Raw genomic sequence first — 17,574 nt, 5'->3', positions numbered from 1 at the left:
GTAATGTATTAATGTAATACCGTAAAGTCAATAGCCATTCCCTGCTCAGGTCGTGGCCGAAAATCGGGCGGGCATGACGTAATCGACTGGTAGAGCACGGTTTCGGTGTTCGCGGTGCGGGGCCGGGTGGTTGGCTCGGTTGTCGATGAGGGTTGATCGGTGTCGGGCGGAGTGTTCTCAGAACCAGTTCGGCGCCATGTCGATCGTCGTGCGATCCTGTGCGGCGAGGAGGTCGAACTGTGGCTCGGTAGCCGGGAGTTCGTATCTGAAGAAGTACCGTGCCGCCTGGCGTTTGCCGTCGTAGAAGTCGCCTTGCTTCTGGTCGGAGGCGAGGAACTGCTCGAGCCAGATCCATGCGAGCACGACGTGTCCGACCGCTTCCAGATAGATCGACGCGTTGGCGAGCGCATCGGTTCGTTCGCGGGCCGCGAGGAGCGTGTTCGTGACGACCCGGACTCGTTCGACAGATTCGTCGAGTTGCTCTGCCAGCGTGCATGATTCACCGCCCGTCTGCCGGGCGCGATCGATGGTGGAACGCATCGTGGCGATGAGCAGTGCCAGACCGGCGCCGTCTTCCATCGCCATCTTCCGGCCCAGCAGATCGAGGCCCTGAATGCCGTGGGTTCCTTCGTGAATTTGATTCAATCGGTTGTCGCGATAGAACTGTTCGACATCGTATTCACGGGTGTATCCGTATCCGCCATGGACCTGTATCGCGAGATCGTTGGCCCGCAGGCACCATTGCGCCGGCCAGCTTTTCGCGATCGGTGTGAGCACATCGAGCAGGAGGGTTTTGCGACGGCGTTGTTCGGTGTTCTCGGCGGTGTCCTGCTCGTCGACGAGATGCGAACAATACAGCCCGAGTGCGAGTGCGCCCTCGACATACGATTTCTGGGCGAGCAGCATTCGCTTGACATCGGCGTGTTCGATGATGGGAACAGGTTTCGATGCCGGATTCTTATCCGACAGGGCGCGGCCCTGGGTACGGGTGGTCGCGTACTCCACTGCCTGTCGGTAGCCGGCGTAGCCGAGGGCGGTGGCGAGGAACCCCACGCCGATGCGGGCTTCGTTCATCATGTGGAACATGTAGGACAGTCCGCGGTGCGGTTCGCCGACGAGATAGCCGATGGCTCCGGCTCTTCCACCGGGCTGGTAGGTGCCGTCACCGAAGTTCAACAGGGTGTTCGTCGTACCGCGGTTACCCATCTTGTGGTTCAAGCCGACGAGGGCGACGTCGTTGCGCTCGCCGGGGATGCCGTCGGCGCCGAGCACGAACTTGGGCACGATGAACAGCGACAGGCCCTTCACGCCGACCTGTCCGCCGGGGATCTTGGCAAGGACGAGGTGCACGATGTTCTCGCTGAGTTCGTGGTCGCCGCCGGAGATCCACATCTTCGTTCCGGTCACTCGGTAGGTGCCGTCCTGCTGGTCGACCGCCTTCGTCGTGATGTCCGCGAGTGAGGAACCGGCCTGCGGCTCCGACAGGCACATGGTGCCGAAGAAACGCCCTTCGAGCATCGGACGGACATAGGAGTCGATCTGGGCATCGCTACCGTGTGCGACAAGCAGATTCCCGTTGGCGACGGTGAGGAACGGATATCCGACGGTGCCTGCGTTCGCGGCCTGGAACCATGCCATCGACGCGCGCATCACCGACGTCGGAAGCTGCATCCCGCCGAGGCTTTCGTCGAACGAGCCCGCGAACAGACCAGCCCCGGCGAAGACATCCAATGCTTCCTTGATCTCCGGGATGGTGACGACCTTCCCGTCGGGCCCGACGATCGGCTCGTTCGAATCCGAGGTCTTGTTGTGGGATGCGAAGTATTTCGCGGCGATGCCGGAACTCAGCTCGAGCACGGCGTCGAACGTCTCGCGGGAGTGTTCGGCGAATCGTGGCCGGCTGGTCAGCGCCTCCACATCGATCCACTCGTACAGCAGGAATTCGAGGTCGCGGCGTGAGAGCGGTGGCGTGGACATGGATGTTGACTTTCTGCGTGCGATGACTGTGCGGCCATTGATGGCGTGCCGGGGGAGATGTCGATGGCCTCAGTGCTTTTCGACGATGGATGCGCGCAGCAACACGGTTTCGAAAATTCGGGCGGTCGCGGCGTCGACCATGATTCCGTCGATGGCGACGGCTCCGTCGCCGGCCGCTTCCGCCGCGCGCATGGCGGTGACCACCTTGGTGGCCTGGGCCACTTCTTCCTCGGACGGGGAGAAGACATCGTTCGCGAGCGTGACCTGGTTGGGGTGGATCGCCCACTTGCCGACCGCACCGAGTTCGGCGGACCAGTTCGCCTGCTGTCGATATCCCTCGGAGTCCTTGAAATCCCCGAAGGGACCGTCGATCGCGTCGAGTCCGTTGCTGCGGGCGGCGACGATCAGCTTGGTCCTCGCCGAATGCCAGATGTCGCCCGGGTATCCCGCTGTCGTACCGATGTGGGCAGAGCGCATCCCATGACTGGCGGCGAGGTCGCCCACACCGAGGATCAAAGCTTCCAGGCGCGGGCTGCTCGCGGCGATCGCGTCGACGGCGGCAAGTGCTTCGACCTCTTCGATCAGCACCTCGAGCCCGATTCTGCCGACCTCGAGCCCGTGCTTGTATTCGAGCTGGGTCAGCAGTGTTTCGACGAACCAGACATCGCGAGGTGATTTCACCTTGGGCAGGATGAGGACGTCCAGGTCAGCACCCGCCCCGGCGACGACATCGGTGATGTCGTCGAGACACCATGTCGTGCGAACTCCGTTGACCCGCACGGCCCGGGTCTTGGTTCCCCAATCGAGTTCACGCAGTGCGGTGATGGCCTGTCGCCTGGCAACGTCCTTGGCGTTGGGCGCGACGGCATCCTCGAGATCGAGGAAGACCAGGTCGGCGTCCCCACCGGCCGCTTTGGCCATCATCTTCTCACTGGTTGCGGGCGTCGACAGCTCGGATCGGCGACGTCGGATGGGCCTCGTGTCGGACATCGGTGGTTTCCTAATCTCGGGAATAGCGGATGGTGTCAGGGGCGCCAGTGGCTGCGGCGTTTGATCAGGACCTTTCGCCGGCATTCGAAAACGATGCGGGTGTCGGCGGTGGCGCCCCAGTGCTGGAATTCGACGATCCCGGCGTCCGGGCGGTCGGCCGGCTCGACAGCGAGGACCTGCGTGTACGCGTAGATCGTGTCACCGTGAAAGACTCCGGCTCTGAATCGAATTCCGTCCAGGCCGATCTCGGCCAACGCGTTCTCAGCCGTGTCCTGGCTCGTGAGCCCCAGCGTGAGCGACGCGGTGATCAGACCGAAGACCAGCCGGCTCTCGCCCCACTGGGATCCCCGCATCGCCGCCTCGTTCCAGTGCTCCTGGGCGGTGTTCATCACCATCTTGGTGATGAGCTGGTTCTCGACCTCGTCGATGGTGGCGCCGCGGAAATGTCTCCAGCGCTGCCCTACCTCGAAGGACTCGAACCAGGACGAATCCTCGGTGATTCTCGGATCGACCGTTGGAAGCGATTGTGCGTCGGTCATCGCTGCTGATCACCTGCCAGGAGGTTCTTCCGGATGAAGTGCAGGACCACTTGTTCGTGCTGATCGAAGGCCGTGGTCTGCCATGTGACGATCCCGTATCCCGGTCGGCTGCCGGACGGCCGCGCTTGCGTGACCACGGACTCGGCGCGGATCGTGTCGCCGGCGTAGAGCGGACGTTCGAAGACGCACTGCTCGATTCCGAGGAATGGGCCACCCGATTCGCTGAGGTCCTCGACGGAAAGACCGACCACGGTGCACAACACGAGGAACGGGTTCAGTACCGCGTCCTTGTGCCCGTGCGCGCGGGCGTACTCCGTATTGAGGTACATCGGCGTCCAATGGGCCAGTGCCGTGCAGAAGATCGTGTTGTCAGCGCTGGTGATGGTCCGGCCCCAGTGATGTTCGAACACCTCGCCGACGGTGAATTTTTCGAAGTAGGCGCCCCGCTTCCGGATCGGGAAGTCGGCCAGGTTCGGCTCTTGTCCGGTGCCGGTCATCTGGATCTCCTGACGTCGGGTATTTCCGAATTCGCGCACCGGTTTCGTCGGTGACCATAGGGACGGCCTTATTTTCCGAATATGCCTGGTGCATGTGGTCGTCGTGGCGATCCCTGGTATCGGGCTGTGTCCAATTCAACTCGACGTGAGAACGAGCATGAAGAGTCCAGAGACGCGAAGCTGCTACGTCTAATGTCTCGTCTCTTGCGGTTGGCGCTGTATCCCCTAGGCGGACGTGGTGGTTTTGAGTAGGCTTGCGGAACTGAGCGCATCCGCTCGTTTCTACGTCATAGCGCCCGCCCCTCCGCGTGGCAGGCCGTGTTCGGATTCGATCTGAAGGTGAGTTGCCGATGACCCGTACTTTCCGTCCCCGCCGCTCGTGCCTAGCGGTTCCGGGAAGCAATCCGAAGATGCTCGTGAAGGCTCAGGGTTTGGCTGTCGACGAGGCATTCTTGGACCTCGAAGACTCGGTGGCGCCATCTGCGAAGGTCGAGGCACGCGCGAATGTGCTCGCTGCTCTGCGCGATGGCGATTGGACGGGCAAGGTGGTGGCGGTGCGCGTCAACGACGCCGAAACTCGCTGGGCCTACGACGACGTGATCGAGATCGTCAGGGGCGCTGGGGCGCTGATCGACTGCATCATGCTGCCCAAGGTCGAGAAGCTCGCCCACATCCATTGGCTGGACGTCCTGCTCACCCAGCTCGAGCGCGACCTGGACCTACCCGAGGGCGGGATCGGCATCGAGGTCCAGATCGAGGGCCCGGCCGGATTGAGTATCGTCGACGATATCGCGGCGTCGACCCCACGGGTGGAGACGCTGATCTTCGGGCCCGGTGACTTCATGGCCGCCATGCAGATTCCTACGTTGGTCATAGGCCAGAACACTTATGCCGGGCACAACCCGATCGACCCGGTCTTCATGAGTCTCGCGGTGACGGCCCGCAAATACGGGCTGCAGGTCATCGATGGCCCGTATGCGGTTATCGAGGATATCGACGGCTTCCGCGGTGCCGCCCAACATGCCGCGGCGTTCGGATTCGATGGTAAGTGGGTTCTGCACCCCACCCAGGTCGACGCGGCAAACGAGGTGTTCTCACCGACCCAGCAGGCTTACGACAAGGCCGAGAGGATCCTCGAGGCATATGACCACCACCGCTCGGCGGACGGCGGGGCGCGCGGCGCGGCCATGCTCGACGGAGAAATGATCGACGAGGCGAGTCGTAAATTGGCTCAGGTCACAGCCGAGAAGGGGCGGCGTTCCGGCCTGATGCGTACAGCGGAGTTCGCGAGATGAGCTCGGACGGCCGGAAATTGGCACACCTGGCCGGCTCTGCTGCCCAACTCACCTACGGGCAATTGCCGATCGAGGTGGTGGAGACGGTCCGCCATTGCGTTCTCGACACACTCGGTGTCGCACTGGCGGGAATGAGCGAACCGGCGACCCGGGTCGTGCGGCGGACAATGGTCCGATCGGAAGAAACGGGTTCCGCGCGACTGTGGGGAACGCCGCGGACAACCTCGGCCGCCACCGCGGCAATTGTCAACGGGACCGCCGCGCACGCTCTCGATTTCGACGACTGGGCGCCGGGGTCCGGCATTCATCCCTCGGCTCCGCTGGTCCCCGCGCTGATCGCGGTCGGAGAAGAAATAGGTTGCAGCGGAGCGGATCTGATCTCGGCGTACGTGGCGGGGTACGAACTGCAAGAACGCCTCGGGTTGGCCATCAATCCGAGTCACTACGGGCGTGGCTTCCACACCACCGGCACCGTCGGAACATTCGGCGCCGCAGCAGCTGTGGCACATCTCCTCGGTGCGAACGCCGAGCAGATGGCGGTGGCGCTTCGGATCGCCGCCACCATGGCCGCCGGACTGAAAGCGATGTTCGGGTCGATGGGCAAACCGTTGCACGCCGGTCGGGCAGCGCAGGGTGGCATACACGCGGCGCGGCTGGCGATGAATGGTTTCGTGGCTCGGGAGGACGCGGTGTTCGGCCCCCAGGGATTCGTGGCGACCCAGTCCAGCGGCCTCGACGAAGCGTGCATTCTCACCGGCTTCGGTGCGCCCTGGCACGTGCTGGATGCGCGAATCAAGCAGCATGCCGCCTGCTTCGGCACCCACGCCGCGATCGAGGCGGCATTGCGAGTACGCGCCGATGCCGGCTTCGATGTGCGGACCGTGCGGTCCATCGAGCTCGACATACCGTCGATTTGTGTGGGTGTCTGCACGATCGCGGAGCCGACCACGGTGTTGGAATCGAAGTTCAGCATTGCCTTCGCCACCGCGTTGGCGCTCGTCCACGGTCGGGCAGGCGCCGAGCAGTTCACCGAGGAGACGCTCGTGAACCCGGCCGTCACCGAGTTGAGCCGGCTCGTGCGCCTCCGATCCGATGACCACCTGGCGAAGACCGGGACCCGCATGCGGATCGTGTTCGACGACGGATCCGAGGCATCGGTCTCGGCCGATTCGGGTGAACGTCTCTGGCGGGTGTCGCCGTCCGAGCAGGACGACCGTGTCCGGGCGAAGTTTCTCTCACTTGCCACGCCGGTTCTCTCGCGTTCTCGCGCCGAGGAGATCGCCGATCGGATCGCCGCACTGCAGGATTGCCCGGACATCGCCGAGCTCACGCGCGAGTGGAAGTCCTGACCGGATCCTCCTCATACCAGTCGGGTCATCCCGTCGACGGCGAGGATGTGGCCGGTGACGTACCCCGCGTCCGGGGAAACCAGGAACGCGACGGCTCGGGCGATGTCCTCGGGTTCGGCCAGCCGCCGCAGCGCGCTGTCGGCGGCCTTCTCCGCGAAACCGGTGTCCACCGAGTTGGCCCGCACCCGGCCGGTCATCGTGTAGCCCGGGGAGACCGCGTTGACGCGGATACCCCGCGGCCCGAGGTCCTCGGCCAGGTACAGGGTGTAGTGCGCAAGTGCCGCCTTGGACACCGCGTACCCGGCCAACGAACCGCCGGGCAGGACGCCCAGGCCGGACAAGGACGTGGTATTCACGATCGACGCGGCCGGCGACCGGTCCAGCACCGGGGCCGCTGCCTGGCACAGGTAGATCGCCGACATCAGATTCACGTCGAGGAGCCGCCGGATGTCGGCCGATGGGGTCACGCTGGGTTTGCTGCTCTCGAACGGGGTGATCGCACCGCCCGCGATGTTGACCAGGATGTCCAGGCCGCCCCACGCGGTGACGACCCCTTCGATGATCTTCGTCGCATTGGCCTCGACGGTGAGATCGGCTTCGATGCCGATCGCTTTGACTCCGAGTGCGGTGATCGCTTCTGTTGTATCGCCGGACTCTCCGGGGATACCGCGCCCCGAATGCAGGTCGATATCGACGACTGCGACATCGCAACCCCGTTCGGCGAGTGTGATCGCGGTAGCGCGGCCGATGCCCCGGCCGGCGCCTGTGACCACGGCACGCAGACCTTTCAGCGGTGAATTCATGTCTTCTCCCTGTCTTCTCGTGGGGCTTGTGCTGTCAGCCGGTGGTCACCGTGCGGGTCGAGGAAGGACGCGGTCGCTGATTATCTTCTGCTGAATCTGGCTTGTTCCTTCGAAAATCGTCGTCAATCGGGCGTCCCGCCAGTAGCGCTCGATGGCGTGCTCACGGGTATATCCGTTTCCGCCGTGTAGCTGTAGTGCCTGCCCCGTGATTTCGACCGCCATCTCGGTCGCCAGCAATTTCGTCATCGCGGCCTCCTGTTCGCAGGCAACGCCGTTGTCCATGAGATTCGCCACGTACTGATAGAACGATCGTGCCTGAGCGATCTTCGCCGCCATCTCCGCGACCGTGAAGCGGATGGCTTGGAAATCACCCAGCGGTGCACCGAACTGGACCCGTGACTGCAGATAGTTGACGGTGTCTTCGAGGGCGCCTCTGGCGAGGCCGACAGCGCGGGCGGCGGTCTGTACCCGAGCCACGTTGAGCCCGCTTTCCACCGCCTTGAATCCCTTGCCTTCGGCCCCGGTGAACCCGAACGGTTCGACGATGGCGTCGGGACCGACGGAGACGTCGGTAAGGGTGAGGTCCCAGCTGACGATTCCGTGGTATCCGATCTTGTCGATCGGTTCTCCGGTAACGCCGCTCGGAAAACTGTTCCGGGCCTTCTCCAGAACGAAGGTCCGGATTGGTCCCGGCTGCTCCGACTCATCCAGCACCCTGCACATCACCAGGATGAAATCGCCCTCGAAGGCATTGCCGCACCAGCGTTTTCGGCCGTTGATCACATAGTTGTCGCCCACTCGGCGAGCGGTGGTCTGGACCGACCCGAGATCGGAGCCCGACTCGGCCTCCGAGAACGCCGCGGCGCCGATCCACTGACCTCGCGCACTGCGCGCCATCAACTCTTTTCGGCGCGCCTGGTCGTCGAATCGTGTTCCCAGGCCCTGCGCGCGGGCGATGATGGAGGCGACGCTCATCCACGATCTGGACAGCTCTTCGGAGATCATGGCGTACTCGAACACGCCCAGGCCGAGTCCACCGTGTTCGGCGGGAATGGTGATTCCGAAGTATCCGAGTTCCGCGAGACGATGCATCAGCGCGTCTGGAATGGCCTTTTCCGTGCGGTCGTGGGTGTTCGCCGTCGGAAGGACTTCGGTGTAGCTGAAATCCCGCGCGGTGGTGAGCAGTGCTGAGCGCTCGGTGGTTGCCCACGGCGGCTGCAATTGCGGTGGACGCGCCGGCAGGGCGATATCTTCTCTCGTCTTATTTCTGTTCTGCAACAACGATATTGCACCTTTCTTCGGTATTCCGAATCATTGGTCATCGTGGTCGAGAGGTTCTACGCATGTTGTTTCGGCGATGGCCCGATAGTGTTCTCGATGAACGTGTGCATGTATTTCAATGCTCGCCGGGATTCCGGTATCCGGGAGGCGAAGAACGGGAAGATATGGATCATTTCCGGCCACACGTCGAGGTCCACGGAGACGCCCGAGTCGCGGAGTTTGCGTGCCAGGCGGAGTGAATCGTCCAGCAGGACCTCTGCCGTGCCCACCTGGATCAGGATCGGGGGAAGTGCGTGCAAGTCGGCGTAGAGCGGTGAGGCGATCGGATCGGTGAGGTCGCCGTCGTCGCCGAGGTAGCGCACTCCGTAGGCGTGGCTACCTTCGGGCGTGACGATGGGATCGGCATGTGCCTTCTCGTGGACCGACGCTCCGGTGTGGGCGAGATCGGCCAGCGGGGAGATGCACACGCCGGCCCCGGCCAATTCCACGCCGGAGTCCCGCAGCCGCACCAGGGTGGCGATGGTGAGCCCGCCTCCCGCGGAATCGCCGGCGATAACGATGTGGGCGGCGTCGACGCCGTGGGCGATCAGCCATCGGTAGACGGCAACCGAATCCTCGACCGCCGCCGGGAAACGGTGCTCCGGAGCGAGACGGTAACCGACAGAGAGCACCGCCGCGCCCGAGCCCTCCGAGATACGGGCGCAAAAATCGCGATAGGCGCCGATGGAACCGATGGTGTAGCCGCCGCCATGCAGGTAGAGCACCACCCGCGATCGGTCGCATCCGGGGGTGTACGCCCACTCGACCTCGACGCCATCGGCGTTGTCCGGCACGAACTCCACCGGCGGCGGATCGTAGAAGGTCGCGGCGAACTTCTCGAAGTTCGCGCGGAGATCGGACACTGCCGTGGTGTCGGCCCGAAACGGCGCCGCCCGCAGTTGGCCGACGAGTTCGGCGAATTCCGGACTGACTTCGTAACCGGCCATCAGCGGACTCCTCGAGGTGATCGGGCGCCGGCTTCCGCGCGGATCTCTTCGGCGTGTTCGTTCAGCAGCGGTGCCCGGGCCCCGACTTTCGACGGGGTCCTGCTGAACTTGATCGGTTGCCCGGCGACGATGGCCTTGCGTGCCGATCCCGGGCTCTCGATCTCGACGAGCATTTCCCGGGCCCACGCATGTGGGTCGTCGAAGATGTCCCGGATATCGTTGACCGGTCCGAACGGGACTTTTCCGCCGAGCTTCTCCCCGAGCTCGGACCGGGTGAACTCCCGAGACCAGTCGTCGAGCAGCCGGCGGATCTCGGGCCGGTGGCGGCCTCGCGCGCCCTCGTCCCGGAACCGGGGGTCCTCGATGAGTTCAGGGCGTTCCATGATGCGGCACAGGGCTTCCCACCGCAGCTGTGTGGTCGCGGCAATGGCGATCCAGCCGTCTTTTACTTCGAGAACGTCGAAGGGGGTGAGGATGGGGTGCGTATTGCCGATGGGGTGTGGTACCTGACCGGTGAAGGAGTACTGATAAACGATTCGCTCGCACAGCGACAAGATCGCATCGAACATCGAAACATCGATTTGCTGGCCCAAGCCGGTTCGTTCGGTTTCGTGCAAGGCGGACAGTATGCCGATGGTGAGCATCGCTCCCGGGAAGATATCGCCGACGCCCGGTCCGATCTTGACGGGTTTGCCGTCTTCGGTGCCGGTAATGCTCAATGCGCCCGCCATGGCCTGGATGGTGATATCCATGGCAGGCCAGTTCATATAGGGACTTTCACCGGACCAGGCGGCCCCGAATCCGGTGAGCGATGCGTAGATCAGCCGGGGATTGTTCGGCCGCACCGTCTCGTAGGAGATATCGAGGCGGTCGACGACACCTGGTCCGAAGTTTTCCACCAGCACGTCGGCGGTGCGCAGTAGTTCGAGTAGTTCCGCGTGGCCCTCGGGAGTTTTGAGATCGAGGACGATGCTGCGTTTGCCGCGGTTGATGCTCTGGAAATACCCGCCGAGCGGCGCCTGACCATTCCCGTCGGCGCTGGGCTGATATGGGCCCACCCTCCGCGTGACCTCCCCGCCGGCTGGTTCGACCTTGATGATATCGGCGCCGAGGTCGGCGAGGATCATCGTGCAGTACGGGCCGGCGAGGGCGGCGGTGAGATCGATGACACGCACACCTTCGAGTGGGCCGGTCATTCAGGCTCCTTCATTAATTGACGTACTCGGCATCCATGATCTGGTTGCTTTCGTGCTCCCGGGTCAACGGGATGGAGTTCCATCTCTTTCGCGTGAGCGATTTGTGTTACTCCAGTCAAGCCCTATGATGCACACCACAGAAGGGTCCTGGGACGCGTCTCGCGCGCGACATCTGTCTCGTCGTCAGGAGACGCTGGCGATGCCCTCGCGTATTGCCCACAGCGCGGCTTGGATCCGCGAGGACAGTCCTAGTTTGGAAATGATGTGACTGACGTGCGTACGTGCGGTCCGCTCGCTGATGTACAGGGAGTCGGCGATCTCCTGGTTCGAGTTTCCCCGTGCGACCAGCACGAGGACCTCGCGTTCGCGAGCGGACAGAGCCGCCGCCTGGCCGGCCCGCATAGACCGAGCGAGGACGCGTGCGACGCCCGGATCCAGGTATACCTGGTCGCGCTGGGCGGATCGGATGGCTACCGATACCTCGCCGGGATCGGAATTTTTCAGCAGATAGCCGGCGGCGCCGGCCTGCAGTGCGGCATGGACTCTCGCCGTTTCGGAAAAGCTGGACAGCGCGATTATTTTCAAGGCGGGGTGTTCGCGGTGCAGAATGCCGATTGCGCTCACCCCGTCGAGTTCGGGCATTGCGAGGTCCATCAACACCACGTCGGGGATAGCGTTCGCGGTCACCCGTGCCCGCATTTCGTCGACTGCCTGCTTGCCGTTGTCGGCTTCACCGATGACAGTGATGTCCTGCTGGGTTTGCAAGAAGGCGCGCAGACCCTGCCGGACGAGCGCGTGGTCGTCGACGAGGAAGACCGAAATCTCTGGCATGGACGAATTCCTCACATCTTCGCTGCTCCAGGTGCGGACTCGGCGATCAGACACGGAACGGCGATACGAACGGTGGTGCCGTGATCGGGATCCGTGTCCGGTTTCGATCGAACGGTCAGGGTGCCGCCGTGCGCGTTGACCCGTTCGGTCATCGAAACCAGTCCGAAGGATTGGTGACTGTCGTTCCTCTCGGAGAAACCGTGCCCATTGTCGATGATCACTATATTCAGCACCGACGGGACGGTGAGCGATTGCCCGATTCGGACGGCGGCTTTCGACGCCCCCGCGTGTTTGACGATGTTGTGGACCGCCTCACTGACCACCATGAAGAGATCCTCCTCGACCGCCCCGTCGAACTCGTAGAACTCGTCGTCGCATTCGACTGTCAGCGCGAGTTCTTCACGGGACGCGATCGAAGCGACGTGTTTGCGGACCGACGAGACGAATCCGTCCTCACCGAGCGCGGCAGGGCGGCGATGCATGATGAGCGTCCGCATCCCGACCTGAGCGCCGCAGACGAGTTCGTGAATCTGCCTCAGCTGTGCGCCGAGGTCGCTCTCTTCTCCGGAGCCGACACTCAGCTCGAGAGCTTTCGTTCGGAGAGATAACGAATACAGGGTTTGGGCGACGGAGTCGTGCATGTCCCGGGCAAGTTTGCGACGCTCTTCCCGGGCTGCTTGCAGCTCGAGCCGAGCGAACATCCGCGCACTCGAGACGGCGATGGCTGCCTGGTCGGCCATTGCCGCGATGAATCGGATGTCTTCCTTTGCCGGATCATGGCCCTCTCTCACGAAGCCGGCCAAGGCGCCGATAACCTTCTCGCGCACGATCAGTGGCGCCACGACGTAGGTGTCCCAATTCGTGTCGAGAATGATGTTTTGCACCGGTTGCCACCACCAGGGATGCCCGAGGATTTCTTCGCGCCATTTCCGGGCGACCACCACGCGCCGTTCGGTGATCGCCACGAGGGTGGCAAGCGGTGCGCCGCGCTGACGGCACAACTCCAAGCGCCGGCCGTAGTCGATCGGCAGGCTTGCCTTTCCGACGTGGTCGAGCGCGCCGGTGACCTCGTCGACCAGGATGACCGCGCAGGTCGCCATTCCGACGGTCTCGGATACCTCCGCGGCGAGTTTGTCGAGCACGACATCGAGCCGGTTCTCACACGCCACCGCGGCCGCGGCTCGCGTGAAGGCGGCGAGTTTGCGCCGGTCGCGCAGAGCCGCGGTGGTGGGGCAGAACCGTACCAGCAGACCCTCGCGCCCGGTTCCGAGCTGCGTTCGGCGCATCTCGAACTCGATTTCGGAGGTGCCGACCCACAGCGAACCGGTGCTGGAGTCCGGGCCTGTTCCACCAGGAATGTTCGTGGAGAAGACCGACGGTTCTCCTATCACGTCCGCGTCGGCGCAGCCGAGAATTCGTCGGCCTGCGCCATTGATCGTCAGATACCGGCCGGACGGGTCCAAAACCGCGAGGCCTTCCGTACTCAGCTCTATCAGAGCTCTCGCCGAGGACACATCGTTGTCGACACTCGTTCCACGGTTCATCTCAGGGCCGTTCCTCGCCTGGCGCGGCGAGTAGAGCGAGCTGACGGACGAGCGAGTTCAAGCCAGCGGCGAAGTCGACGCGATCGTCGAGCATCCATCGGTACGCCAGACCCCGCAGGGCGTTGACCGCGAGTTCGGTGATCTCGGCTGGATCCACCCCCTCGCGAAGCCGGCCGGTCGCGCGACCGAGCGCGACCTGTTCGGTCAGGTGGACGAGGTAGTCGGCGTGCAGCTCCGCGACGAACGTATGCAGCTCGGGGATCGGTTTGAGGCCTTCGAACAGCAGAGCGTAGAAGCCGCGAAGCGAGTCGGTCGAATTCGCGGCGTCCTTTCCGATCTCACCTATGACGACCACGAGCGCGTCGATCCCGGTGCTGTGGGCGAGGGTGTCCGGAAGCCGCTCATGGCCGAAGCGCTCGCTCAGCTTCGCGATCAGCGCTTCGATCAACGCCGATTTGCTGCCGAACCGGCGGCTGACCAGGCCGTGGCTGTAGCCTGCGCGCTTGCCGATCTCGGCGAGCGTTGTTCGGTCGTATCCGACCTCCCCGATCAGCTCCGCCGTGGCCTGCAACAGGCGCCTGGTCGACAGGCTGGAGCGTTCTACCTGCCTGTTCTCGGAGGGGACATAGTCGATCACCGGGGCACCTTCCAAGTTGGTAGTTCACAATCAACTATAGCGATTGTGTGACCGCCATCCCATCCATCTGCCGTTGATCAGGCTTGCGCATCAGTGGCCGAGCGGTCGCTGGGCCTCTTCGGCGTCGAACCGGCCGCATCGGCGACTCCGGTCGGCGACGGCGTGGGACGCCTGGCGGCGACCACGCGCAAGACCGCGGCGGATCGCAGCCGGTCACCGCGATCGTGGAGCAGCCATTCCGGATCGCGCGCGTATCCGACGCCGGACGGTCCAACTTCACTCCTGCTCGAGCGCATACCCCTGTAGCTGCCCGTCGGCCGCCCAGTTGTGCAGGACGTCGTAGTAGGCGAGTGGACCGTCCCCGTAGCGCCCACCGATGAACAGGTCGGCGCTACTCTCGGCCTTACCTTCGGCGTTGTAGTAACCAGGTGTGCATTGCGCGAAGAATCGGAACATCGCGTGATTCTTCGGCGATTCGGCGATGGTCCTTACCCATTGTTCGACCTGTTCGGGTTCTGCCTCGACAGTGCGTGCATTCTTGGCCTCGGTCTGCGCAATAATATGAGCAACGTACTGGGACTGTTCGTCCAGTAGGTGCACGGCGTTGACCGCCGACGCAGTCTGGGTGTTTCCGCCGATGAAGAACATGTTCGGGAACTTATCGGTCGACATGCCGTGCAATGTCCGGACGCCGTTCGACCAGTGTTGCGAGAGTGATGTCGCTCTGCCGATGATATCGAAGCCGGTCAACTCGGTGTACGAAATGGCCGATTCGAATCCTGTCGCCATGATCAAGCAATCGAGAGGATGCTCGATACCGTCCACCACGACACCGTGGGGTGTGAATCTCTCGACACCCTGACCGTGAGTGTCGATCAACGTGACGTTCTTCCGGTTGAACGCAGCGAGATAGTCGTCATGCCACCCGGGCCGCTTGCACCACCAGCGATACCACGGCTCGAGGGCCTCGGCGGTGGTCGGATCTTCGACCACGTCGTGGACCCGGCCTCGGATCTGGTTCATCAACCTGTAGTCGTTGATCTCGGACAGCTCGGCGAGCTCTTCCTCCGTCGGGCGCCGACCCAACCGTTTGATCACCGAGTCTTCCGGCTCGGCGAGGATTTCGAACGCCGCAGTCCATCCGTCACCGACCATGTCGACGTCGGGTCGCACGTAGCCAACTTGCGTGCCGAATTGAACATGGGCTTGAAAGTTTTCGCGGCGTTCACGCTGCCAACCGGGTTTGGACATATCGACCCAGTCGGGTCCGGTTTCGCATTGTCCCCGGACTCCGACCGTCGAGGGCGTCCGCTGGAACACCAGGAGCTCACCGGCGTCTTTGGCGACTTCAGGCACGATTTGCAGAGCCGTCGCACCAGTTCCGACAACTCCGACTCGCTTGTCCTTCAGTCCAGTGAGCCCGCCGTCGCTGCTACCTCCGGTGTAGCTGTAGTCCCATCGGCTCGAATGGAAGATGTGACCTTCGAACCGATCGATTCCGGGCAAGTTGGGGAGTTTCGGCAGACTTTGACGGCCGCAAGCGAGAATGAAGTAGTCGGCGGTCAGCTTGTCGTTTCGGTCCGTTTCAATGTGCCAACGGTTCTCGTCATCGGACCACTGCGCGCCGGTGATCGCGGTGTGGAAGCAGGCTTTGTCGTAGAGTCCGTAATCTTTACCGATTCGCTGGCTGATTTCGAGCATTTCTGCCGCGTACGCATAGCGATGCTTGGGGGTGTAGTTCAACTCTTCGAGCAGGGGAAGATAGATGTGCGCTTCGATATCGCACATGGCTCCGGGGTACCTGTTCCAGTACCACGTTCCACCGAAGTCACCGCCCGTCTCGATCACCCGTACATCGGTCACCCCGGCATCGTGCAGCCGAGCTCCCAGCAGCAGTCCGCCAAAGCCGCCGCCTGCGATGATCACGGATGTGTGCTCGGTGAGAGCCTCTCGGGAAACGTCGGCGTCACTCCAGGGGTCACGGCTGTACTGCTCGAATCGGCCGCCGGACGTTCCGACGTATTGTTGCTTGCCGTCCGGGCGGATGCGGCGATCACGTTCGTAGTCGTACCGTTCCTTCAAAGCCGCTGGATCGAAGTCCAGATCACCAATGAGTTTGTCGTTCGACACTGGTCCCTCACCCTCGTCCGGTGGCGCCTGTTCGAGTGACGCCTGCAGGTCTGCTGATGTGCAGTCCTAGCGGTGTTGAAGCGAATCCCGGGCTACTGCTGGGCAGTAGCAGCCTCTCCAGGTTTCCGGCATTGCTATTTTCGCGATGTATTCAGTTAATCAGTGATCGCCATCACCTAGAAGCGACATCGGTCGCGACGAAGCGAGACAATTGTTGCGAACGAAAAGCCGCCACGGTCGAGGCCGACCGTGGCGGCACGCCACGACGCTGGTGAGGGTTTCGTAGCGGCGACCGACCATCGCGCTTCACGGGCGCAGATCGGCGGCCGGCTCGCATCGGGGTCGTGACCGGGCAGAGGCGTGTTCAGAGGAGGCGGAGGAGGGTGGCGTTGGCCTGTCCGCCGCCCTCGCACATGGTTTGCAGGCCGAACTCGATGTCGTTCTCGCGCATGTGGTGAACCATTGTCGTCATCAGCCTGGCGCCGCTCCCGCCGAGGGGATGCCCGAGTGCGATTGCGCCGCCGTTGGGATTCAGCCTTTCTTCGTCGGCCCCGACATCCTTCAGCCACGCCAGCACAACCGAGGCGAAAGCTTCGTTGACCTCGTAAGTCCCGATATCGTCGATCGTGAGGCCGCGTCTGGCGAGCAGTTTCTCGGTTGCGGGGATGGGCCCGGTGAGCATCGGCATCGGCGGCGAGCCGATGACGACTGCCGTGTCGATGGCTGCGAGCGGTGTGAAACCGAGCTCGGCGGCGGTGTCGGATCCCATGATCAGCAGTGCGGCGGAGCCATCGCTGATCTGCGAGGAATTGGCTGCGGTGATCTTGCCGTCCGTGGTGAAGGCAGGTCTGAGTTCGGCGAGCGATTCGAGGGTGCCTCCGCGCCGAACCCCCTCGTCGACGGCTATTTTCTCTTTATCGACCGGGATGGATGCGATCTGGGATTCGAATCGTCCCGCGTCGATTGCCGCGGCTGCTTTGGCGTGGGAGCCGAGGGCGAACTCGTCGAGCTGTGTTCGCGACAGTCCCCATTCGTCGGCGATGTGTTCCGCACCGATTCCTTGATTGGGGAACTCGGATCCGAACCGCTGGGAGTAGAGCTCACCGAGCGGGGAATTGCCTGCCGCGGTGGATGATCCGATGGGGATGCGGGACATGGATTCGACGCCGCCTGCGACGACGATGTCGTAGTGTCCGGCAACTACGCCCGCTGCGGCGAAGCTGACGGCCTGTTGCGATGACCCGCACTGCCGATCGATGGTGGTGCCGGGTACGTGAATGGGCCAATCCGCGGACAGCGCCGCGGTCCGAGCGATGTCGAAGCTTTGTTCACCGACCTGACCGACGCATCCCCAGATGACATCTTCGACCAGCGCGGGATCGAGGCCGGTTCGTTCGATGAGAGCGCGCAACACGTACGCCGACAGATCGGCAGGATGAACGGAAGACAGCCCTCCGTTTCTTTTGCCAACTGGCGAGCGGACGGCATCGACGATGACTGCTTTACGAGACATGAACAT

The 17,574-nt window shown here is 63.3% G+C and carries 15 protein-coding genes; 2 read left to right on the top strand and 13 right to left on the bottom strand.

Features of this window, described 5'->3' with window-relative positions:
- Positions 1-177 precede the first annotated feature (177 nt).
- From JZ791_RS04265 to JZ791_RS04250, 4 genes are all read right to left on the bottom strand, one after another.
- Positions 178-1,977, bottom strand: a complete 1,800-nt coding sequence (locus tag JZ791_RS04265) for an acyl-CoA dehydrogenase (protein ID WP_216892814.1) — start codon at positions 1,975-1,977, stop codon at positions 178-180.
- A 69-nt stretch (positions 1,978-2,046) separates the two neighbouring features.
- Entirely contained in the window at positions 2,047-2,967 is a 921-nt protein-coding gene (locus JZ791_RS04260) for an HpcH/HpaI aldolase/citrate lyase family protein (protein WP_216892813.1), read from the bottom strand.
- A 35-nt stretch (positions 2,968-3,002) separates the two neighbouring features.
- Positions 3,003-3,506: a MaoC family dehydratase gene (locus tag JZ791_RS04255; RefSeq protein WP_216892812.1), complete on the bottom strand. Its 504-nt coding sequence runs from the start codon at positions 3,504-3,506 to the stop codon at positions 3,003-3,005.
- Complete coding sequence (locus JZ791_RS04250) at positions 3,503-4,003, bottom strand: MaoC family dehydratase (protein WP_216892811.1); 501 nt, start codon at positions 4,001-4,003, stop codon at positions 3,503-3,505. The genes JZ791_RS04255 and JZ791_RS04250 overlap by 4 nt, the downstream gene beginning before the upstream one ends.
- 350 nt (positions 4,004-4,353) lie before the next feature.
- Between JZ791_RS04250 and JZ791_RS04245 the strand changes: the two genes are divergently transcribed.
- A complete protein-coding gene (locus JZ791_RS04245; protein WP_216892810.1) occupies positions 4,354-5,298 on the top strand; it encodes an HpcH/HpaI aldolase/citrate lyase family protein in 945 nt (314 codons plus the stop codon).
- Positions 5,295-6,647: an MmgE/PrpD family protein gene (locus JZ791_RS04240; protein WP_216892809.1), complete on the top strand. Its 1,353-nt coding sequence runs from the start codon at positions 5,295-5,297 to the stop codon at positions 6,645-6,647. Before JZ791_RS04245 ends, JZ791_RS04240 begins: the two co-directional genes overlap by 4 nt.
- 11 nt (positions 6,648-6,658) lie before the next feature.
- On the opposite strand, the gene JZ791_RS04235 is transcribed toward JZ791_RS04240, so the two are convergent.
- The 9 genes from JZ791_RS04235 to JZ791_RS04195 all read right to left on the bottom strand — a co-directional run bounded on the left by JZ791_RS04235 (position 6,659) and on the right by JZ791_RS04195 (position 17,574).
- On the bottom strand, positions 6,659-7,450 hold the full coding sequence (locus tag JZ791_RS04235) for an SDR family NAD(P)-dependent oxidoreductase (protein WP_216892808.1): 792 nt from the start codon (positions 7,448-7,450) through the stop codon (positions 6,659-6,661).
- A 45-nt stretch (positions 7,451-7,495) separates the two neighbouring features.
- Complete coding sequence (locus JZ791_RS04230; RefSeq protein ID WP_254205202.1) at positions 7,496-8,731, bottom strand: acyl-CoA dehydrogenase family protein; 1,236 nt, start codon at positions 8,729-8,731, stop codon at positions 7,496-7,498.
- A gap of 56 nt (positions 8,732-8,787) precedes the next feature.
- Complete coding sequence (locus JZ791_RS04225) at positions 8,788-9,717, bottom strand: alpha/beta hydrolase (RefSeq protein WP_216892807.1); 930 nt, start codon at positions 9,715-9,717, stop codon at positions 8,788-8,790.
- Positions 9,717-10,913 carry a CaiB/BaiF CoA transferase family protein gene (locus tag JZ791_RS04220; RefSeq protein WP_216892806.1) on the bottom strand — a complete coding sequence of 399 codons (1,197 nt, stop codon included), beginning with the start codon at positions 10,911-10,913 and terminating at the stop codon, positions 9,717-9,719. The genes JZ791_RS04225 and JZ791_RS04220 overlap by 1 nt, the downstream gene beginning before the upstream one ends.
- Before the next feature lie 183 nt (positions 10,914-11,096).
- A complete protein-coding gene (locus JZ791_RS04215; protein WP_216892805.1) occupies positions 11,097-11,744 on the bottom strand; it encodes a response regulator in 648 nt (215 codons plus the stop codon).
- Between the two features lie 11 nt (positions 11,745-11,755).
- Positions 11,756-13,288 carry a sensor histidine kinase gene (locus JZ791_RS04210; RefSeq protein ID WP_216892804.1) on the bottom strand — a complete coding sequence of 511 codons (1,533 nt, stop codon included), beginning with the start codon at positions 13,286-13,288 and terminating at the stop codon, positions 11,756-11,758.
- Position 13,289: 1 nt separating this feature from the next.
- Positions 13,290-13,925, bottom strand: a complete 636-nt coding sequence (locus tag JZ791_RS04205; protein WP_216892803.1) for a TetR/AcrR family transcriptional regulator — start codon at positions 13,923-13,925, stop codon at positions 13,290-13,292.
- A 276-nt stretch (positions 13,926-14,201) separates the two neighbouring features.
- A complete protein-coding gene (locus tag JZ791_RS04200) occupies positions 14,202-16,055 on the bottom strand; it encodes a flavin-containing monooxygenase (RefSeq protein WP_216892802.1) in 1,854 nt (617 codons plus the stop codon).
- A 364-nt stretch (positions 16,056-16,419) separates the two neighbouring features.
- On the bottom strand, positions 16,420-17,574 hold the full coding sequence (locus tag JZ791_RS04195) for a thiolase family protein (RefSeq protein ID WP_216892801.1): 1,155 nt from the start codon (positions 17,572-17,574) through the stop codon (positions 16,420-16,422).

It is taken from the genome of Nocardia alni (assembly GCF_019038435.1).
Taxonomy (GTDB): Bacteria; Actinomycetota; Actinomycetes; order Mycobacteriales; family Mycobacteriaceae; genus Nocardia; species Nocardia alni.
The sequence above is the reverse complement of the archived record's forward strand: the minus strand, read 5'-3'. Positions and strand labels throughout refer to the sequence as shown.

Excerpts from the sequence above, each read along its gene's own strand:
- JZ791_RS04195 (WP_216892801.1), bottom strand. The coding sequence starts at position 17,574 with ATGTTCATGTCTCGTAAAGCAGTCATCGTCGATGCCGTCCGCTCGCCA.
- JZ791_RS04240 (WP_216892809.1), top strand. The coding sequence starts at position 5,295 with ATGAGCTCGGACGGCCGGAAATTGGCACACCTGGCCGGCTCTGCTGCC.
- JZ791_RS04255 (WP_216892812.1), bottom strand. The coding sequence starts at position 3,506 with ATGACCGACGCACAATCGCTTCCAACGGTCGATCCGAGAATCACCGAG.
- JZ791_RS04225 (WP_216892807.1), bottom strand. The coding sequence starts at position 9,717 with ATGGCCGGTTACGAAGTCAGTCCGGAATTCGCCGAACTCGTCGGCCAA.
- JZ791_RS04265 (WP_216892814.1), bottom strand. The coding sequence starts at position 1,977 with ATGTCCACGCCACCGCTCTCACGCCGCGACCTCGAATTCCTGCTGTAC.
- JZ791_RS04235 (WP_216892808.1), bottom strand. The coding sequence starts at position 7,450 with ATGAATTCACCGCTGAAAGGTCTGCGTGCCGTGGTCACAGGCGCCGGC.
- JZ791_RS04210 (WP_216892804.1), bottom strand. The coding sequence starts at position 13,288 with ATGAACCGTGGAACGAGTGTCGACAACGATGTGTCCTCGGCGAGAGCT.
- JZ791_RS04220 (WP_216892806.1), bottom strand. The coding sequence starts at position 10,913 with ATGACCGGCCCACTCGAAGGTGTGCGTGTCATCGATCTCACCGCCGCC.
- JZ791_RS04250 (WP_216892811.1), bottom strand. The coding sequence starts at position 4,003 with ATGACCGGCACCGGACAAGAGCCGAACCTGGCCGACTTCCCGATCCGG.
- JZ791_RS04245 (WP_216892810.1), top strand. The coding sequence starts at position 4,354 with ATGACCCGTACTTTCCGTCCCCGCCGCTCGTGCCTAGCGGTTCCGGGA.
- JZ791_RS04215 (WP_216892805.1), bottom strand. The coding sequence starts at position 11,744 with ATGCCAGAGATTTCGGTCTTCCTCGTCGACGACCACGCGCTCGTCCGG.
- JZ791_RS04260 (WP_216892813.1), bottom strand. The coding sequence starts at position 2,967 with ATGTCCGACACGAGGCCCATCCGACGTCGCCGATCCGAGCTGTCGACG.